The organism is Aliivibrio sp. EL58 (assembly GCF_900312675.1).
Lineage (GTDB): Bacteria > Pseudomonadota > Gammaproteobacteria > Enterobacterales > Vibrionaceae > Aliivibrio.
Genome location: NZ_OMPC01000002.1, coordinates 45,828 through 64,192, shown reverse-complemented (window position 1 = coordinate 64,192; position 18,365 = coordinate 45,828). Strand labels below are relative to the sequence as shown.

The 18,365-nt window shown below is 39.8% G+C and carries 14 protein-coding genes; 7 read left to right on the top strand and 7 right to left on the bottom strand.

From position 1 onward, the window contains the following. The first annotated feature begins 81 nt into the window (after positions 1–81). Both zur and ED622_RS05270 read left to right on the top strand, forming a co-directional pair. Positions 82–531 carry a zinc uptake transcriptional repressor Zur gene (gene zur / locus ED622_RS05275; RefSeq protein ID WP_122032906.1) on the top strand — a complete coding sequence of 150 codons (450 nt, stop codon included), beginning with the start codon at positions 82–84 and terminating at the stop codon, positions 529–531. 20 nt (positions 532–551) lie between these two features. Continuing rightward, positions 552–1,013: a chemotaxis protein CheX gene (locus tag ED622_RS05270; RefSeq protein WP_122032905.1), complete on the top strand. Its 462-nt coding sequence runs from the start codon at positions 552–554 to the stop codon at positions 1,011–1,013. A gap of 354 nt (positions 1,014–1,367) precedes the next feature. On the opposite strand, the gene pgi is transcribed toward ED622_RS05270, so the two are convergent. The 4 genes from pgi to ED622_RS05250 all read right to left on the bottom strand — a co-directional run bounded on the left by pgi (position 1,368) and on the right by ED622_RS05250 (position 6,983). Beyond that, entirely contained in the window at positions 1,368–3,020 is a 1,653-nt protein-coding gene (gene pgi, locus ED622_RS05265; RefSeq protein WP_122032904.1) for a glucose-6-phosphate isomerase, read from the bottom strand. A 237-nt stretch (positions 3,021–3,257) separates the two neighbouring features. Continuing rightward, a complete protein-coding gene (locus ED622_RS05260) occupies positions 3,258–4,493 on the bottom strand; it encodes a BamA/TamA family outer membrane protein (protein WP_122032903.1) in 1,236 nt (411 codons plus the stop codon). Then, positions 4,493–5,575 (bottom strand): alanine racemase, encoded by a 1,083-nt coding sequence (alr, locus tag ED622_RS05255; protein WP_122032902.1) that lies wholly within the window; start codon positions 5,573–5,575, stop codon positions 4,493–4,495. Before alr ends, ED622_RS05260 begins: the two co-directional genes overlap by 1 nt. A gap of 10 nt (positions 5,576–5,585) precedes the next feature. Further along, positions 5,586–6,983, bottom strand: coding sequence for a replicative DNA helicase (locus ED622_RS05250; protein WP_122032901.1), 1,398 nt, complete (start codon positions 6,981–6,983; stop codon positions 5,586–5,588). A 181-nt stretch (positions 6,984–7,164) separates the two neighbouring features. Here ED622_RS05250 and ED622_RS05245 point away from each other — a divergent pair, with 181 nt between their 5' ends. After that, positions 7,165–7,929: a YdiY family protein gene (locus ED622_RS05245; protein ID WP_122032900.1), complete on the top strand. Its 765-nt coding sequence runs from the start codon at positions 7,165–7,167 to the stop codon at positions 7,927–7,929. Positions 7,930–7,945: 16 nt separating this feature from the next. Here the strand turns inward: ED622_RS05245 and ED622_RS05240 are convergent, their stop codons facing one another. The 3 genes from ED622_RS05240 to ED622_RS05230 are packed head-to-tail and all read right to left on the bottom strand — an operon-like array spanning position 7,946 to position 12,994. Beyond that, positions 7,946–11,050, bottom strand: a complete 3,105-nt coding sequence (locus tag ED622_RS05240; protein ID WP_122032899.1) for an efflux RND transporter permease subunit — start codon at positions 11,048–11,050, stop codon at positions 7,946–7,948. Beyond that, a complete protein-coding gene (locus ED622_RS05235; RefSeq protein ID WP_122032898.1) occupies positions 11,047–12,360 on the bottom strand; it encodes an efflux RND transporter periplasmic adaptor subunit in 1,314 nt (437 codons plus the stop codon). The genes ED622_RS05240 and ED622_RS05235 overlap by 4 nt, the downstream gene beginning before the upstream one ends. Beyond that, positions 12,347–12,994, bottom strand: a complete 648-nt coding sequence (locus tag ED622_RS05230; RefSeq protein WP_105056842.1) for a TetR/AcrR family transcriptional regulator — start codon at positions 12,992–12,994, stop codon at positions 12,347–12,349. The genes ED622_RS05235 and ED622_RS05230 overlap by 14 nt, the downstream gene beginning before the upstream one ends. Positions 12,995–13,474: 480 nt before the next feature. On the opposite strand from ED622_RS05230, the gene leuA reads away from it, so the two are divergent. The 4 genes from leuA (at position 13,475) to leuD (ending at position 18,240) form a co-directional block, all read left to right on the top strand. Further along, on the top strand, positions 13,475–15,022 hold the full coding sequence (leuA, locus tag ED622_RS05225) for a 2-isopropylmalate synthase (RefSeq protein ID WP_122032897.1): 1,548 nt from the start codon (positions 13,475–13,477) through the stop codon (positions 15,020–15,022). A gap of 81 nt (positions 15,023–15,103) precedes the next feature. Beyond that, positions 15,104–16,195 (top strand): 3-isopropylmalate dehydrogenase, encoded by a 1,092-nt coding sequence (gene leuB / locus ED622_RS05220; RefSeq protein WP_045103005.1) that lies wholly within the window; start codon positions 15,104–15,106, stop codon positions 16,193–16,195. A 15-nt stretch (positions 16,196–16,210) separates the two neighbouring features. After that, positions 16,211–17,626, top strand: a complete 1,416-nt coding sequence (leuC, locus tag ED622_RS05215) for a 3-isopropylmalate dehydratase large subunit (RefSeq protein WP_122032896.1) — start codon at positions 16,211–16,213, stop codon at positions 17,624–17,626. Positions 17,627–17,637: 11 nt separating this feature from the next. Continuing rightward, complete coding sequence (leuD, locus tag ED622_RS05210) at positions 17,638–18,240, top strand: 3-isopropylmalate dehydratase small subunit (protein WP_122032895.1); 603 nt, start codon at positions 17,638–17,640, stop codon at positions 18,238–18,240. Positions 18,241–18,365: the final 125 nt, after the last annotated feature.

The window sequence follows — 18,365 nt, the reverse complement described above, 5'->3', positions numbered from 1 at the left end:
GATTCTGAAAAATAGTCACTAAAACATCGGAATAATTATGTTAAACTTGCGGATCTGTTCAGAAAATAAGACATATAATCCTTGAATCGTACCCAAAAACAAAAAGTTGAGCAATTATGCCAACAACGTGGTGTTAGATTAACCCCACAACGATTAACTGTTTTAGAGCTAATTGTTGCCTATCAAGGTGCTATTAGTGCTTATGATCTTTTAGAACAACTAAAAAAAATAGAACCTCAGGCAAAACCTCCGACAATTTATCGCGCCTTAGATTTTTTGGTTACTCAGGGTTTTGTTCATAAGGTTGAATCAATAAATAGTTACATTGCTTGTTGTGTGATCGGTGAACACGCCCATTTTTCACAATTATTCATCTGTCGCACTTGCGATGATGTTGTAGAGTTCCATGATATTAAAATTACAGAGCAGCTAACCAAGCATGCTGAGCAAATTGGATTTTCTGTTGAGAACCATATTGTTGAAACTCATGGTACCTGCAAAGCTTGTTTAACTAGCGATAATAAAAATTAATTTGAAGGACACTATTTACCATGCGCGCTGAATTTGTAAACCCATTCTTAGCTTCACTGATGAATGTACTTAAAACGATGGCTTCGATGGAATTGAAACCACAAAAACCTCGTATTAAAAAAGACGAAATTGCTCGTGGTGATGTTTCAGGTTTAATAGGTATGGTTGCTCCACAAAGTAAGGGCTCAATGTCTATTACTTTTGATGAACAACTTGCTCTGCAAATCATGCAAAATATGCTTGGTGAGCGCCCAAACAGTATCAATGAAGAAGTTACTGACATGGTAGGTGAAATCACCAATATGGTTACTGGTGGTGCTAAGCGTATTCTTTCTGAAAGTGGCTTTGAATTTAGTATGGCAACCCCTATGGTTGTTTCTGGTAAAGGTCATACTATTACTCATAAATGCGATGGTGCGATTATTATCATGCCATTTACTTCTGAGTGGGGTAATGCGTTTATTGAGATCTGTTTTGAGTAACAGAGACTAGAGACTAGAGACTAGAACGCTGCGCTTCTATAAGAGCAAAAGCAAGAGCTAGGATTCAGGAAAATTAAAGGTTGAGGTAGAAATATCTCAACCTTTTTTATTGCCTGTAATATCGATAAATAATACCAATCCGGATAAGTAGTTGATCAGATAATTACGTAGGAAAAATCGATTAGAGCAAGGCATAAATTGTAGTAACTAGTGGCTCTAATTACAAAATTTATAACGCAGCTATAATCGATTTTAACAAGTAAGAATGATCAAATATTTATGTGGATTGGTATAAATACAAAAAGAGCCGACCGAAGTCAGCTCTTTTAATTAATAAATTTTATAACTTAACGATTAAGCTTTGTATGCTTTAAATGCGTTGATTAAGCCGTTTGTTGAACTATCGTGAGAAGTCACCGCACTATCGTCAGCCAGTTCAGGAAGAATTTGGTTCGCCAGTTGCTTACCTAGTTCTACGCCCCATTGGTCAAAACTGAAGATATTCCAAATCACACCTTGTACAAAGATTTTGTGTTCGTACATTGCAATCAAGTTACCTAATGTTTTAGGTGTTACTTGTTTAACTAAGATAGAGTTTGTTGGGCGGTTACCAGCAAATACTTTAAATGCAACTAATTCAGCCATTTCTGCTTCTGTTTTACCAGCCGCAGCAAATTCTGCACGAACCGTCTCTTCTGTTTTACCAAATGCTAATGCTTCTGTTTGTGCAAAGAAGTTAGACATTAGTTTTTGATGGTGATCACCCACTTGGTTGTGGCTGATTGCAGGTGCAATAAAATCACAAGGAATTAATTTTGTACCTTGGTGAATCAATTGGTAGAACGCGTGTTGGCCATTTGTACCAGGTTCGCCCCAAATGATTGGACCCGTTTGGTAATCAACAGGATTACCGTTACGGTCTACACATTTACCATTTGATTCCATGTTGCCTTGTTGGAAGTACGCAGCAAAACGGTGTAGATATTGGTCGTATGGAAGAATTGATTCTGATTCAGCACCGTGGAAGTTGTTATACCATAGGCCAATAAGTGCAAGAATAACCGGCACGTTATTTTCAAGATCGGTAGTAGCAAAATGGTTATCCACTTCATGGGCGCCTTCAAGAAGCTCAACAAAGTTATCAAAACCAACCGCTAATGCAATTGAAAGACCGATTGCTGACCATAAAGAATAACGACCACCAACCCAATCCCAGAATTCAAACATGTTATCAGTATCGATACCAAACTCAGACACTGATTGTGCATTCGTTGATAGTGCAGCAAAGTGTTTAGCAACGTGTGCTTGATCGCCAGCTTCAGCAAGGAACCAATCACGAGCACTATGTGCATTCGTCATCGTTTCTTGAGTTGTGAATGTTTTAGATGCAATTAAGAATAACGTTGTTTCAGGATTTAATGGCTTCAATGTTTCAACAATGTGTGTGCCATCTACGTTTGAAACAAAGTGCATGTTTAAACGTGTTTTGTATGGCGCTAATGCTTCAGAAACCATGTAAGGGCCAAGATCTGAACCGCCGATACCGATGTTTACGATATCCGTAATTTCTTTACCCGTGTAACCTTTCCACTCACCAGAAATCAGACGCTCAGTGAAACCTTTCATTTTTTCTAATACTGCATTTACCGCAGGCATTACGTCTTCACCATCAACGATTACCGGCGTATTACTGCGGTTACGAAGTGCTGTATGAAGTACTGAACGATCTTCGGTTTTATTGATTTTCTCACCGTTAAACATCGCTTTAATTGCTGAAGACAATTCAGTCTGCTCTGCTAATGCGAACAATTTTTTCATTGTTTCTTCGGTAACTAAGTTTTTAGAAAAATCCACTAGAATGTCTTGGCCAAACGTCGTTGAAAATTTATCAAAACGTTGTGCATCCGCAGCGAATAGATCAGATAGGCTGAAATCTTGTGCTGTTTCAAAGTGTGCAGTTAAGTCTGCCCACGCTTGAGTTTCTGTTGGGTTGATGTTTTTTAACATGGTGAAAATATCCCGTGTAATATACTTGTTGGCTCAAAAGTGAATTTCTGAACGCCCCGTTTATACGAATCTAAAAATTGGTGCTCGGTATTATTTAGTGAGCTTTATATTTAGGTATTATGACCAAAACTACGCTCACCCTTCTTGAGTTAGGTCACATTTAAACTTCTAGCAGTGAACATTATCTCTATCAAAACTACGGAACACTAGTGTTGAGATCATTTTTCTTTATAAAAACTAAAATGGTTGATTGATCATTACTCTAAATAGGCTTTCTTCACTGCCTTTAGACATTTCTGTTCGAACAACAATGCCTTCGACTTGAAAACGTATGGCACCACCCGCACTCCACTTCATCTCTTCATGTAATGTTGATAGTGAAAACTCATCCGCAACTCGACCCGCATCAACAAATGCAACCCACTGCCACCAAGGCACGTCATAAAGATTAAAGATAGGCCACTCTTCCAAAGGTTGCCAATCAGGCATTACTCGATATTCCGCTGAATAATGAATGGCTGAACGACCATGGAAACGCCCACTGCTGTAGCTTCTTAGTCGATATAATCCACCCAGTTTTATTCCTGCATACTCGGGTGGTTGATGAGCGTCATCTTGCCAGCTTGGTGTATCAGCGATATAGAAATCTAATGCTAATACTTGCTTATTAATGATGTCACCTAAATTACCTAAATCAAAAAAGGCACTTTGCTGAAACTCCCATGTCCACCACTCTTCTTGTGAACTGGTTTGTGGTGAATAGGTAAAATCTAGTTCTGTCCGCGAGCCGTGAGTCGTATTTCTTACACTATTTCTATTATCCCAATCTAGGTTAACTTTCATGCCCCAGTTAGACTCAGGTTCATTCCAACCAGCCACATCCGAAAATGTTCGAGAATAATAAAAAGGACTCAGTTCAATGCTCGACACACCACTTTCTAATGGATTAAAACCTTTTACTTTTCTCTCAGGAAGATAAGCAGCTCTCGCTCCAATCGTCTTTGCATTACCAATAGGTAAGATATAATTAGCACTTAAATGATATTGAGCTTCAACACTGTCGGTGAAAACTTCTTCGTTTACATTGGAGCTGTTGCTACCTGCAGCCCCAAGGTGATAATCCATATCTTTAAAATTAGCATTATACGCATTAACACCAACGAGCCATGAATGACCAATTTGAAAGTTATTAGCAGACAAATAGGTCATGTAAGACCCTTTAGTTGAGTAGAGTCCTGCAGCAAATAATGTCGCTTGAGGTTGACCTACCCCCTTCATTACAGCGGCTGCGCCTATGGTAGTCCCTAAGCTCTCTGACGAGAACATGAAAGGAACTGCTGAGGTTTCAGGTAACGAGGTTGGCCAAATATCTTCTTCAGCAATCGCGTTACTCAAAAAAGAAAAAGGCAAAATAAGAAAAAGCGCTAAACCAGTAGCGCTTTTAAGTGAAAACAAATTCAAAGTAGATCTCATTAAATATATTGCATCTGTACTCGTGATGTTAGTTTAGTCACTAACTCATAAGCAATAGTTCCTATGTGTTCTGCAACTTCTTCTGCAGGAAGATCTCGTCCCCACAAAACAGCTTCATCACCCACTTTATCTTGAGCATCAGGTCCTAGATCGACAGTAAGCATATCCATAGACACTCGACCCGCGATTGATACCTTACGTCCATTAACTAAAACCGGCGTACCATTAGGTGCAGCAATAGGATAACCATCACCATAGCCAATTGCGATCACTCCAATTTTAGTGTCTCGCTCACTTGTCCACATTGCGCCATAACCCACACTTTCACCTGCTTTTACATCACGAACCGCGATCAAATGAGAGGTAAGAGTCATGGTAGGCAAATAGCCTAACTCTTGTGCTGATTGATTAGCAAAAGGAGAAACACCATACATAATAATACCCGGTCTAACCCAATCTAACTGGCTATCGGGCCATGCTAACAGTCCGGCAGATGCTGCTAATGAACGCTCACCTTGGCAACCTTGAGTTAACGACATAAAGGTTTCTATTTGCTTATTGGTTGTCGGGTTATCTAATTCATCCGCACAACCAAAATGACTCATGTAACGTAATGGTTTAGCTACGTTTTTACATGCATGCAAACGGTCAACATACTCTTGATATTCTTCAGGACGAATACCTAAACGATGCATACCTGAATCTACTTTTAGCCAAACAACTACTGGGCCTTCAAGTTCAGCGCTTTCCAGTGCTTCTAATTGTTCTTTGCAATGTACCGCTGTTTGAATATTATTTGCGACCAAAATAGGCAAGTCACAAGCAGAGTAAAAACCTTCAAGTAACAATACTTGCTTAACAATACCACCAGCACGAAGCTGTAAAGCCTCTTCTATACGAGCAACACCAAATGCATCAGCATCCTGTGCGCCTTTTGCTATATTCAATAACCCATGGCCATAACCATTTGCTTTAACAACAGCAAGAAGCTTACTGTTTGGTGCTTGCTGCTTAATCTTCTGCAAATTATGTGCTAAAGCTGACATATCAACTTGGGCAGCCGCCGCTTTCATATAGCTCATACTATTTGCCTTATTCATCATCAAACGCAGGACCTGCGTAATTATCAAAGCGTGAAAATTGTCCTTGGAATGTCAGGCTTACTGAGCCGATTGGACCGTTACGTTGCTTACCTAAAATAATTTCAGCAATGCCTTTACGATTACTCTCAGGGTTATAAACCTCATCACGGTAAATAAACATGATTAAATCGGCATCTTGCTCGATCGCTCCAGATTCACGAAGATCCGAGTTAATTGGACGTTTATCGGCACGTTGCTCTAGGGAACGGTTCAACTGAGACAGTGCAACCACTGGTACATTCAGCTCTTTCGCAAGCGCTTTCAAAGAACGAGATATCTCAGAAATTTCTTGAGTACGGTTGTCTTGTAAACCAGGAACTCGCATTAATTGAAGGTAATCGACCATGATCATACTTAGACCACCCGCTTCACGAGCCACACGACGAGCGCGTGAACGTAATTCAGTTGGCGTCAAACCTGAACTGTCATCGATGTACATGTTTTTCTTTTGCGTCAAAATGCCCATCGTAGACGAAATACGAGCCCAATCTTCATCATCTAACTGACCGGTACGAATTTTAGTTTGGTCAACACGAGACATCGAAGCCAACATACGCATCATCAGTTGTTCTGCGGGCATCTCTAGAGAGAAAATAAGCACTGGCTTATCTTGGTCCATTGCCGCATTTTCACATAAGTTCATCGCAAAGGTTGTTTTACCCATCGATGGACGCGCTGCAACAATGATTAAATCTGAGCCTTGAAGGCCTGCCGTTTTTTTATTTAAATCAGTAAAGCCAGTCGATACCCCTGTGACACCATCTTGCGGTGTTTGGTATAAAATCTCGATACGCTCTAGCGTTTTCTCTAAAATCGAATCGACACTTTGTGGGCCTTCATTTTCTGTTGTACGCTCTTCTGCAATAGCAAATACTTTACTCTCTGCCATATCGAGTAAGTCTTCAGAAGTACGCCCTTGAGGATCATAACCCGCATCGGCAATTTCGTTTGCTACACCGATAAGATTACGTACCATGGCACGCTCACGAACAATATCCGCATAGGCATTAATGTTCGCCGCACTTGGGGTATTTTTTGCCAAATCAGCCAGATAAGCAAAGCCACCAACAGAATCTAATTTCTCATGGCGCTCAAGATGTTCAGATAAAGTAATTAAATCTAGAGGATTACTGTTTTCTAGGATGGATTTGATTGACTCAAAAATAAGTCGATGTGGTCTACTGTAAAAATCACCGGCTACTACTTTTTCTGCAACCGTATCCCAACGCTCATTATCAAGTAACAGACCACCAAGAACAGATTGCTCTGCCTCTAATGAATGCGGTGGTACTTTTAACGCATCAACTTGTGCATCGTGTTTACGGTTTTGATTTCGATTATCGGCCATTACTGCTTTTCACCATCCTAAATTTAGCCTTACATTATAACCAAAAGAAATTGGGATGAAATAACTATCCGTGTATCTCCTGATAACCTTTCGCAAAATAAAGATTTTGACTCAAATTTAACTCATCATTCAGAGAAAACCTCTATACTATCTATCCTCTTTATTCTTTTGAGATTGATACGTGTTAAAAAAAGTTTTACTTACAGGGCTTATCGCAATTAGTGCATCTGTTCATGCAAGTGAGATAGAAACTGAAGACGCGGATACGTCACCTCCCTCTCCATGGGAAAGCCAAGTTGAATTTGGCTATCAGTCGAGTAAAGGAAATGATGACTCAGAATCTCTCAATGGTCGCCTAGAAGCTGGTTATACTTCTGGGCAGCACCGTCACACTGGTGAAGTGAAGTATTACCTATCGAAAGAAGATGGTGAAACAGATAAAGACCAATTAAGTCTTAATTTGCAAAGTGACTATAAAATCAGCCCTGATTACTATCTTTACGCCAACTTTAAAGGCTTAGAGACAGAGTATAGTGCCTATTTTAAAGATTATACTTTTTCAGGTGGTTTGGGTTACCAAGTCAGTAACACCGAAAGACTATTATTAGAATTAGAATTTGGTCCCGGTTATCGTTATCAAAACCCAAATCTAGATGAAATTGATGATGATGATTTAATTTTCCCTGAGACCGTTGCTGAAGCGATTTTGCGAGGTAACGTAAATGTATCATGGCAAATGTTGGATAACTTGTCTTTCGCAAGTGAAGTCACCGTAACCACGGGTCGAAGTAATACCCGTATTGATTCAGAAGTCAGTCTTACTAACAATATCACCGAAGAGATAGCCCTAAAGATTGCACAATCTCAACAATATCTAGATCGTGTGCCTCCAGGACTAAGCAAAACTGACTCTGTATTTAGTATTAATTTACTCTTTACCTTTTAAGCTAACTCTCGTTAGGTTAATGCAATTCTTCATGTTTTTTGACCAAGCCAAAATCCGCTAAAATTGCATATGCCGCTGGGATCATAAACAGCACTAACAAGGTCGAAGTAAAAATACCAAATACAATAGAAACGACGAGAGGCTGAATAACTTGCGCCTGTAAACTGGTTTCTAATAACAGTGGCAGTAACCCTGCTGCCGTTGTTATTGACGTTAAAAATACCGCTCTAAATCTTTCTTGGCTCGCTTTTACAACAGATTCATACACCGAATCTCCATCATCTACATGATGACGAATGTATTGCACTAATAAAATAGAATCATTAACTACTATCCCAGCCAAAGAAACAAACCCCATAATACTCGGCATACTTAGTGGATGATTTAATAATACATGCCCCCATAGCACACCAATCAAGGCTAATGGAATAGCAAGCATCACAACAAAAGGTTCAAGATAACTTCTGAATTGGAAACTCAAAATCACAAACACACCAAATAAGCCCAACATGAATCCTGTGCCCATTGATTGCCCTGTTTCCGCGGTATCTTTCGCTTCCCCTTCAAAATCAAAACGTAAGCTTGGGTATTTTTTTTGAAGTTCAGGAGCAAGCTCTTTTCTAAATTGATTTAGTACTTCGGTCGAGCTCACTTGTGACGCATGAACATCACCAAAGACACTTAAGGTTCTTAATCCATTAATACGTTGAATTCGAACATAATTACGCTGAAAATCTAATGTTGCAACAGAGGCTAAAGGTATTTGGCCTCCAGTAGGTAAAATGATTGGAAAGTTCTCTAACGTATGTAAATTACCCGCTTGTTCTTTATTCAAACGAACTTCAATTTCAATATTTTCAACACCAATCTGTATCTCATCAGCCGTTTGTCCAAAGTAAGCGGCGCGTAATTGGTTAGCAATCAATTGACCTGTGACTCCGTAGGTTTCAGCTCCCGGTCGCAACTTCACAAGCACTTCTTCCTTACCCATTCGCATATCATCAAGAACACCATAGACCCCTGCAAACTCATTGAGATAAGCTTGTACTTCTAATGACGCTGACTTTAACGTATGTAAATCATCATCCATCATGCGAATTTCAATCGCTCGACCACCCGGCCCCATTGTCGGTTGTTTATAAACCATGGTTATTGGTTCTGCTAACTCCCCAACTTCTGCACGCCACGCATCAATAAAATCATCAATGAGTGTGTTTCGTTTTTCTGCCCCTAATAAATCTAAACGAATGGTCGCTAGATGAGGTCCTGATTCACTCGCGTCTGCATTAGTATTAAATTGCTGAGTAATATGCTCAACAAGTTGGCGACCTCCTTCGTTCTTTTCACTCCATTCTTTATTTAGTTTCTCAGCCGCTGATACAATTTTATCTACTACAATTTCAGTCTGAGAAAGTGATGTTCCAGGTGGTAAGATAATTCGCGCTTCTGCAATATCACCATCTAATTCAGGAAAACCGACAAACTTAAGTGCACCTCCTGAAATAAGTGAAAAAGAAATCAATAAACTGGCAATCACAGCACCTAAAAAGGCATAACGCCATTCCACCACTTTTGTTACTGCTTTCACTAAAGTGACATTTCTAAAATGTTCAAAACGGTCTAACACTTTCTTTTTAAAACCCGTAATTGGCTTATCTTTTTTCGCTTTATGTAAGGAGTGGCTTAAATGATTTGGTAAAATTAAAAATGCTTCAATAAGACTCAACGAAAGGACTAAGATCAGAACTTGTGGGATAACTTTCAGTACCGCCCCCATCTCTCCTTGTAGAAACATCAAGCTACCAAAAATACACACTGTCGTTAAGAAAGAAGACAATACGCCGGGAAATACTTTTTTGACGCCGTTATACACCGCATCATCAATCTCTTGTCCCCGATCTAAATGCGAGGCAATCGACTCTGCAATTACTATGGCATCATCCATCATGATCCCTATTGCCATCAACAGGGCAACGAGTGACATAATATTAATAGAGAGCCCTAAACTTGCCATTAAAAATAAACCACCTAAAAAAGCAACCGGAAGACCCGCGGCAACCCAAAAAGAGTAGCGGAACGTAAAAAAGAGCCACATGGTGAGAAAAACAAGGATGATCCCTTGCCAACCATTTTTTACCATCATGGTTAATCGATCCCATAATAAAGAGGAAAGATCATTCGTCATCTCTAATGCAACACCATCAGGTGCGATAGACTGCTGATATTTAACAAACTCAGTCACCCGATCTTTAATGCGTAAGGCGTCTTCTTCTTTATTTTTACTGATCTTAAGTAAGGCTGATGGCTTACCATCAAATAATACTTTTTGTTCATCAAGCTCAAAACGATCGGTTATCGTTGCAATATCACCTAAACGGATCAATGCGCCATTATCCGACGCCCCCATGACCGTTTTTGCTAATTCTTGAGGCGTTGTTTTTCTTTCATCAAAGCGAATTAAAAAGTTTTTTTCTGGTGTTTCAATGCTACCACTTGGTAGTTTTACATTTTGTTCAGCCAATTTATTTGCAATATCACTAACATTTAAACCAAGCTGACGAATAGCACTTTCATTTAACTCAACACGGTATTGATGATCAGAAAACCCACTCACTTCAACTAAAGAAACATCATAATCAAGCTTTAAACTTTGTTTCAATTTTTCAGCATATGCCTTCAACTCTGGCCATGTGGTATCGGCAGTAATTGCCACATCCACCACTGGTTCATTCCAATCCAGTTCTTGAACTATCGGAGATTCTATCTCTTTAGGGAAATCATTAATCGAATCAATTTGAGTTTGAACATCAACCAGCATTCGCCCTATATCTGCTTTTTCATTCAGCTTAATCACTAAACGAGCAGAGCCTTCAATGGCTTCACATTTTGTTTCTTCTATATTTCCTAAGCCATCAACGGCATCCTCCATCCGAACACAAATACTCTCTTCCACTTCTTGTGGCGATGCACCAGGATAAACGACACCAGCCAGAATATAAGGTGGACTAAATTCAGGAAAAGTTTCACGCTTTAATTGAGACAACGACACTAAACCAAGCAGCAATATAGAGAGCATTAATAAATTGGCAGCCGTTGGGTGTCTTGCAAAAAACTTAATCATTCCACAGACTCCTTCTTAGGAACGACTGAACGCAGTTGCATGCCATTAATAGCAGGAAGAAGATCATTTAAGATCAATAAATCCCCTTTATTAATGCCACCAGAAATGACCACTTGATTATCTCTTCTAAAAACTATTTTTACAGAAAGTATAGTTAATTGATTATCTTGATTTAACAAATAAATCTTATCGCCATGAAGGGCACTTTCTGGGATCACCCACTGCGGTGAAGCCTCTCCTTCAATCAATGCTTTTACAAACATGCCATTAACCAGCGGTGGTAATGAACTTGGCTTGAGCATTTTATAGTCTTGTTGGATCTCTAAAATTACACCAACAGTGGCTTGGTTTGGATCGACAGTTTCACTAATACGCTCAACTTGAGCTTGCCACTGGGCATTAAAACGACCACTGCTCAACTGCACTATTGCTTGAAGCGGTAATGAATCAATATTTGACATTCCTTGTTCATTAGACTGAAATACATGAAAGCTTTGCGCTAAGGTTTGCATATCATGAATCGATATCTGTGCTTCCATTTCCATTGTTTTAATGCCATGGGCGATGAACATGGTTTGCTGTAGATTAACCACTTGATCCGCTTCAATATCCACCTCAGAAATACGCACATCCGTTGGTAATATAATCGACGTTTTTTCTAAAGAGCGCTGCGCTTCTTCCAATTTAGCTTGGTTTACTTTCACCATTGCCGCAGCTACTTTTCTTTCATCTGGCAATAATAAGATTTGGTTTTGAATATCTTGCACGACTTTTTGTTGTGCTAAATAGGATTGGTTCTGTTGATCTAAATCCGATTGAGAAGTTAACCCTTTTTTCTGAAGATTAATTTTACGACCCAATTCTTTTTTACTGAGCGCTAAACGGTTCTTTTCTATTTTTAAGGTATTACGAATATTTTTTTCTTCGAGATCTACTTTTGCTAATTGAGTTTTACTCGAACCTAAATCTGCCTCTGCTTGAGCTAATTTCAACTCATAATCTAGTGGGTCTATTCTTAATACTTCAGTTCCTGCTAATAACACATTCCCTTTATTTAGCTCAGGGTGACGATAGACCACTTTACCCGATACTTCTGCAATCGCCTTCCATTCAAATTTAGGTCTTATTTTGCCGAACCCTATCACTTGAGGTGCGAGATTCTGTTGCTCTAAAGAGATAGTTTTCACTATTTTCGAACGGTCTTCTAATGGTTTTACTTCAGCTGATGGACGCAATTTTGTGACCGTAATTAAAATAATGACACCCGCAGCAACCACAGGAAAAAAGAGGAATTTTTTATTTATTTTCATTAGTATTATCTCTCTTATTTTGTAACAAACCTTCAGTTAACAATCGGATATTATGCTCGAGTAAATCAGTTAAAAATGCTTCATTTAACTCAATATTATGAAAGTCCAACATTTTCTTTGGTGCCAAAAAAGGAAAAACCATCAAACTCATCATTGATAGTCTAGCTTTACTTGGATCGACCCCTTTTTTAAATAATGCATGGCTCATATCTGGTGCAAATAGCTTGTCTTGCATCGGTTGTAAAATACCAAAAATGATTTGCTGAAGATTGGCTTGCTGTTCATTATCCGCCTCCATAATTCTTAGTATCAGTTTAGGAAATGCTGGCACTTTTATCATTGCTTGATAATAAGCACGCATGAAATCAACCAAATCTTGTTCACTATTATTAACTAAAGCTAATTGAAACTGACTTACCACTGGAGATATCGTTTCCTTAAACATCGCTTCAAATAACCCTTCTTTATTACCAAAATAGTAACGGATCATCGCAATATTTACCTTTGCATTATCAGCAATCAATCTTGTTGATACCTTATTATAAGGCTGAGATACAAAAAGCTCACGAGCATGAAAAATGAGCTGCTCCCTCACTTCTGATTCCCCTTTTGGTCTGCCTAATTGCTTTGCCATTAATAACACCTTATTTACACTACATTCAATTTATGATTATTAATCACACGATTAATTATAAGTAAGTAATAAAATTGTGCGATCCCTTTAATTCATCCATATTTAATCATTTGATTAATTAATCTCTACTATTCAAAAAAAACATCTCTTTTGTGCAGTAATCCATCACAGCAATCGTTTTTCTTCCTATTTTGTAACATTTAAGCAAAAAAACATTAATAAGTAGTGAAAATGGGATTTAGGGGTTGACGATACTTACTGAGTGCGATATTAATTTGTTAATTATTTTTATGGATTGTATTTCAAATGAAAACAGCATCTTCTTTATCTCTTCGTCTCCTCCTGATCGTGAACATCTCACGCGGGTAGGTTGTGGAACAAAAGAAGCCATAAACCAAATTTTAAAACCCGCTGAACATGGCGGGTTTTTTTATGGAAAACCGTCGTTAAAGCGCACGACATACACAAGGAAGCAAGCCCATGAGCGATCAAGTCATTATCTTCGACACCACGTTACGAGATGGCGAACAAGCACTATCAGCGAGTTTAACCGTAAAAGAAAAATTACAGATTGCATACGCGCTTGAGCGTCTGGGTGTTGATGTTATTGAAGCGGGCTTCCCTGTCTCTTCGCCGGGTGATTTTGAGTCGGTTCAAACCATCGCAAAACACATTAAAAATAGCCGAATTTGTGGTCTAGCTCGTGCCGTTCCTAAAGATATTGATGCGGCAGCTGAAGCGTTAAAAGTCGCAGAAGCGTTCCGAATTCATACCTTTATTTCTACTTCTACCGTTCACGTTCAAGACAAATTACGCCGTAGCTACGATGATGTGGTTGAGATGGGCGTAAAAGCGGTTAAACACGCACGTAATTATACCGATGACGTCGAGTTTTCTTGTGAAGATGCAGGTCGTACACCAATTGATAATTTATGCCGCATGGTAGAAGCAGCCATTAATGCTGGTGCAAATACCATTAACATTCCAGACACCGTTGGCTACACCATTCCAGGTGAATTTGGCGGTATTGTTCAGCAATTATTTAACCGTGTTCCAAACATCGATAAAGCTATCATCTCAGTCCATTGTCATGATGATTTGGGTATGTCTGTGGCTAACTCTATTGCAGCGGTTCAAGCGGGTGCTCGACAAGTTGAAGGTACAATTAATGGTATTGGTGAGCGTGCAGGTAACTGTTCTTTAGAAGAAATTGCGATGATTCTACAAACTCGTTCAGAATATCTAGGCGTTCATACGGGTCTTAAAAATGATGAAATCCACCGCACCAGTAAGTTGGTAAGTCAGCTTTGTAACATGCCAATTCAAAGCAATAAGGCTATCGTAGGCGCAAACGCCTTTAGCCACTCTTCTGGCATTCACCAAGATGGCATGCTTAAGAATAAAAATACCTATGAGATCATGACACCTGAGTCTATCGGTCTTAAAAACAAAGCGTTAAACCTAACCAGTCGTTCAGGCCGTGCTGCGGTTAAGAGCCACATGGATGCTATGGGCTATAAAGAAGACGAATATAACCTAGACACGCTATATGCAGATTTTGTGAAGCTAGCGGATCGTAAAGGCCAAGTGTTTGATTACGATTTAGAAGCCCTAATGCATTTTGCAAACTTACGTGATGAAGACGATTTCTATAAGTTGAACTACCTAAGCGTGCAATCTGGCAGTGTAATGGCGACAACCAGTATCAAGCTACTTTGTGGTGATGAAGAAAAATGTGAAGCCGCTGTCGGTAATGGCCCTGTTGATGCACTTTATCAATGTATCTACAAACTAACAGGCTATGAGATTGTTCTAGATAAGTTTGATCTAACTGCAAAAGGCGAAGGTGAAGATGGTTTAGGTCAGGCGGATATTATTGCGAACTATAAAGGTCGTAAGTATCACGGCACTGGTCTAGCTACCGATATTATCGAAGCCTCTGGTCAAGCACTACTTCACGTAATAAACAGCATTCACCGCGCTGATCAAATTGCTGAAATTAAGCAAAAGAAAGTTGCTACGGTTTAAGACTACTTAACAGAATTTTAAATCGGAGGAGTCTACTCTTCTCTGATTAACAAAATTAAATAAAAAGATTAAAGGATTAACATGACGAATAAAACATACAAAATTGCAATTTTACCGGGCGATGGAATTGGCCCTGAAGTTATGGAACAAGCACATAAAGTTCTGGATGCAATTGAGAAAAAACACGCAATTTCATTTTCACGCGAGCAGCACGATGTTGGTGGTATTGCGATTGATAACCATGGTTGTCCGCTACCAGAAAGCACGGTAAAAGGTTGTGAAGAATCAGATGCCGTATTATTTGGTTCAGTTGGCGGCCCTAAGTGGGAAAACTTGCCACCGAACGATCAACCAGAACGTGGTGCCCTACTTCCTCTGCGTAAACATTTCCAACTGTTCTGTAATCTTCGTCCTGCGCAAATCCATAAAGGATTAGAAAACTTCTCTCCACTGCGTGCTGATATTTCTGGTAACGGTTTTGATATCGTTGTTGTACGTGAGTTGACTGGTGGTATCTACTTTGGTCAGCCTAAAGGTCGTGAAGGCGAAGGCCCTCAAGAGAAAGCGTACGATACTGAAATTTATCACCGCTACGAAATCGAACGTATTGCAAAGATTGCCTTTGAATCGGCTCGTCTACGTAATAAAAACGTCTACTCAATTGATAAAGCCAACGTTCTACAAAGCTCTATTCTATGGCGTGAAGTAGTAGAGGAAGTGGCACAAGATTATCCAGATGTAAAACTAAGCCATATGTACATTGATAACGCGACCATGCAGTTAATCAAAGATCCTTCTCAGTTTGACGTAATGCTATGTTCAAACATCTTTGGTGACATCATCTCTGATGAGTGCGCAATGATCACAGGCTCTATGGGTATGCTTCCTTCTGCAAGCTTGAACGAAAGCAACTTTGGTCTGTATGAACCAGCAGGTGGTTCAGCACCAGATATCGCAGGTAAAAACATCGCAAACCCAGTGGCTCAGATCTTATCTGCTGCACTGATGTTACGTTACAGCCTAGGTGAAGAAGAAGCAGCACAAAGTATTGAAGCTGCCGTATCTAAAGCGCTGTCAGCAGGTGAACTAACGGCAGATCTTGCCGGTGATAAACCAGCACTAACTACCTCAGCAATGGGCGATAAAATCGCTGAATACATTTTGAATTCGTAATTCAAGGAAGAAGCAATGTCTAACGCAAAAACATTATACGAAAAAGTTTATGATGCCCATGTTGCTGTTGCAGCAAAAGGCGAAACCCCTATTCTATACATCGATCGCCATTTGGTGCACGAAGTGACTTCGCCACAAGCGTTTGATGGGTTACGTGAAAAAGGTCGTAAAGTTCGCCAAGTAGGTAAAACTTTCGCAACAATGGATCATAACGTATCAACACAAACTAAAGACATTAATGCCTCTGGTGAAATGGCTCGTATCCAAATGGAAACACTGTCTAAAAACTGTGAAGAATTTGGCGTAACTCTTTATGACCTAAACCATAAATACCAAGGTATTGTGCACGTAATGGGACCTGAACTGGGCATTACATTACCAGGCATGACGATTGTTTGTGGCGATTCACACACAGCAACCCATGGTGCATTTGGTTCGTTAGCATTTGGTATTGGTACGTCTGAAGTTGAGCACGTATTAGCGACACAAACGCTAAAACAAGCGCGTGCTAAAACCATGAAAATCGAAGTCAAAGGCAAAGTAGCCAAAGGCATTACTGCAAAAGATATCGTGCTTGCGATCATAGGTAAAACAACGGCTGCTGGTGGTACTGGCTACGTGGTTGAATTCTGTGGTGAAGCGATTACCGACCTTACGATGGAAGGTCGTATGACGGTATGTAACATGGCAATCGAATTAGGTGCTAAAGCAGGCCTTATCGCACCAGACCAAACCACGTTTGATTACATTACTGACCGTAAATTCTCACCTCAAGGGGAAGATTTAACCGCAGCTATCGAATACTGGTCGTCACTAAAAACGGACGATGATGCAAAGTTTGATGCGGTAGTAACACTTGAAGCCTCTGAAATTAAACCTCAAGTCACTTGGGGCACAAATCCAGGTCAAGTAATCGCCGTTGATCAACCAATTCCTGCTCCTGAGAGTTTTTCTGACCCAGTAGAAAAAGCGTCCGCTGAAAAAGCATTAGCTTACATGGGCCTTGAAGCGGGTAAATCCCTGTCTGATTACAATATAGATAAAGTATTTGTAGGCTCTTGTACTAACTCACGTATCGAAGACATGCGTGCTGCTGCTGCCGTAGCAAAGGGCAATAAAGTCGCTGCTCATGTTCAAGCGTTAATTGTTCCTGGTTCAGAGCAAGTAAAAGCACAAGCTGAAAAAGAAGGTCTAGATGTGATCTTTAAAGAAGCGGGCTTTGAATGGCGTCTACCAGGTTGTTCAATGTGTCTTGCGATGAACAACGACCGTTTAGGTCCACAAGAGCGTTGTGCATCAACATCTAACCGTAATTTTGAAGGTCGCCAAGGCCGTGATGGTCGAACTCACCTAGTTAGCCCAGCAATGGCAGCAGCTGCGGCAATTGCAGGCCACTTTGTTGATATTCGAACTATTACAGAACAAGCATAAAGGAATTTACTATGTCAGGTTTTAAACAACATACAGGTCTAGTCGTTCCTTTAGATACGGCAAATATCGATACCGATGCAATCATTCCAAAACAGTTTCTACAGAAAGTAAACCGCACTGGTTTTGGTAAGCACCTATTTCATGATTGGCGTTTTCTTGATGATGCCGGAGAACAAGCAAATCCTAAGTTCGTAATGAACGCACCTCGCTACCAAGGCGCTAGTATTCTCCTTGCTCGTGAAAACTTTGGTTGTGGTTCATCTCGTGAACACGCCCCTTGGGCATTAGCGGATTATGGTATTCAAGTCATGATCGCACCAAGCTTTGCCGATATTTTTTATGGTAACTCAATCAATAACCAGATGATCCCCGTACGTTTAACGGACACTGAAGTGGATGAAATTTTCCAATTCGTTGAAGCAAACGAAGGCGCAGAAATCACCGTTGATTTAGAAGCGATGTTAGTAACCGCTAACGGGAAGCAATACAACTTTGAAATTGATGAATTCCGTCGCCACTGTTTATTAAATGGTTTAGACAATATCGGACTGACACTGCAACATGCCGATAAAATTTCAGAGTATGAAGCGAAGATCTCAAGTTTCTTGAAATAGGATTCAGGATTCAGGATTCAGGATTCAGGAAATATTAGAGGTTGATATGAACGTATCAACCTCTTTTTTGTCTATAAAACATAGGCAATCTATACTAAATAATTATTAGTAAACAAAAGTCAGGT

What these genes read in the sequence shown, in the direction of transcription:
- ED622_RS05240 (WP_122032899.1), bottom strand. Translation starts at nt 11,050, where the DNA reads ATGATTAAGTTTTTTGCAAGACACCCAACGGCTGCCAATTTATTAATG.
- ED622_RS05260 (WP_122032903.1), bottom strand. Translation starts at nt 4,493, where the DNA reads ATGAGATCTACTTTGAATTTGTTTTCACTTAAAAGCGCTACTGGTTTA.
- ED622_RS05230 (WP_105056842.1), bottom strand. Translation starts at nt 12,994, where the DNA reads ATGGCAAAGCAATTAGGCAGACCAAAAGGGGAATCAGAAGTGAGGGAG.
- leuD (WP_122032895.1), top strand. Translation starts at nt 17,638, where the DNA reads ATGTCAGGTTTTAAACAACATACAGGTCTAGTCGTTCCTTTAGATACG.
- ED622_RS05270 (WP_122032905.1), top strand. Translation starts at nt 552, where the DNA reads ATGCGCGCTGAATTTGTAAACCCATTCTTAGCTTCACTGATGAATGTA.
- ED622_RS05250 (WP_122032901.1), bottom strand. Translation starts at nt 6,983, where the DNA reads ATGGCCGATAATCGAAATCAAAACCGTAAACACGATGCACAAGTTGAT.
- leuA (WP_122032897.1), top strand. Translation starts at nt 13,475, where the DNA reads ATGAGCGATCAAGTCATTATCTTCGACACCACGTTACGAGATGGCGAA.
- leuB (WP_045103005.1), top strand. Translation starts at nt 15,104, where the DNA reads ATGACGAATAAAACATACAAAATTGCAATTTTACCGGGCGATGGAATT.
- leuC (WP_122032896.1), top strand. Translation starts at nt 16,211, where the DNA reads ATGTCTAACGCAAAAACATTATACGAAAAAGTTTATGATGCCCATGTT.
- ED622_RS05235 (WP_122032898.1), bottom strand. Translation starts at nt 12,360, where the DNA reads ATGAAAATAAATAAAAAATTCCTCTTTTTTCCTGTGGTTGCTGCGGGT.
- pgi (WP_122032904.1), bottom strand. Translation starts at nt 3,020, where the DNA reads ATGTTAAAAAACATCAACCCAACAGAAACTCAAGCGTGGGCAGACTTA.
- alr (WP_122032902.1), bottom strand. Translation starts at nt 5,575, where the DNA reads ATGAGCTATATGAAAGCGGCGGCTGCCCAAGTTGATATGTCAGCTTTA.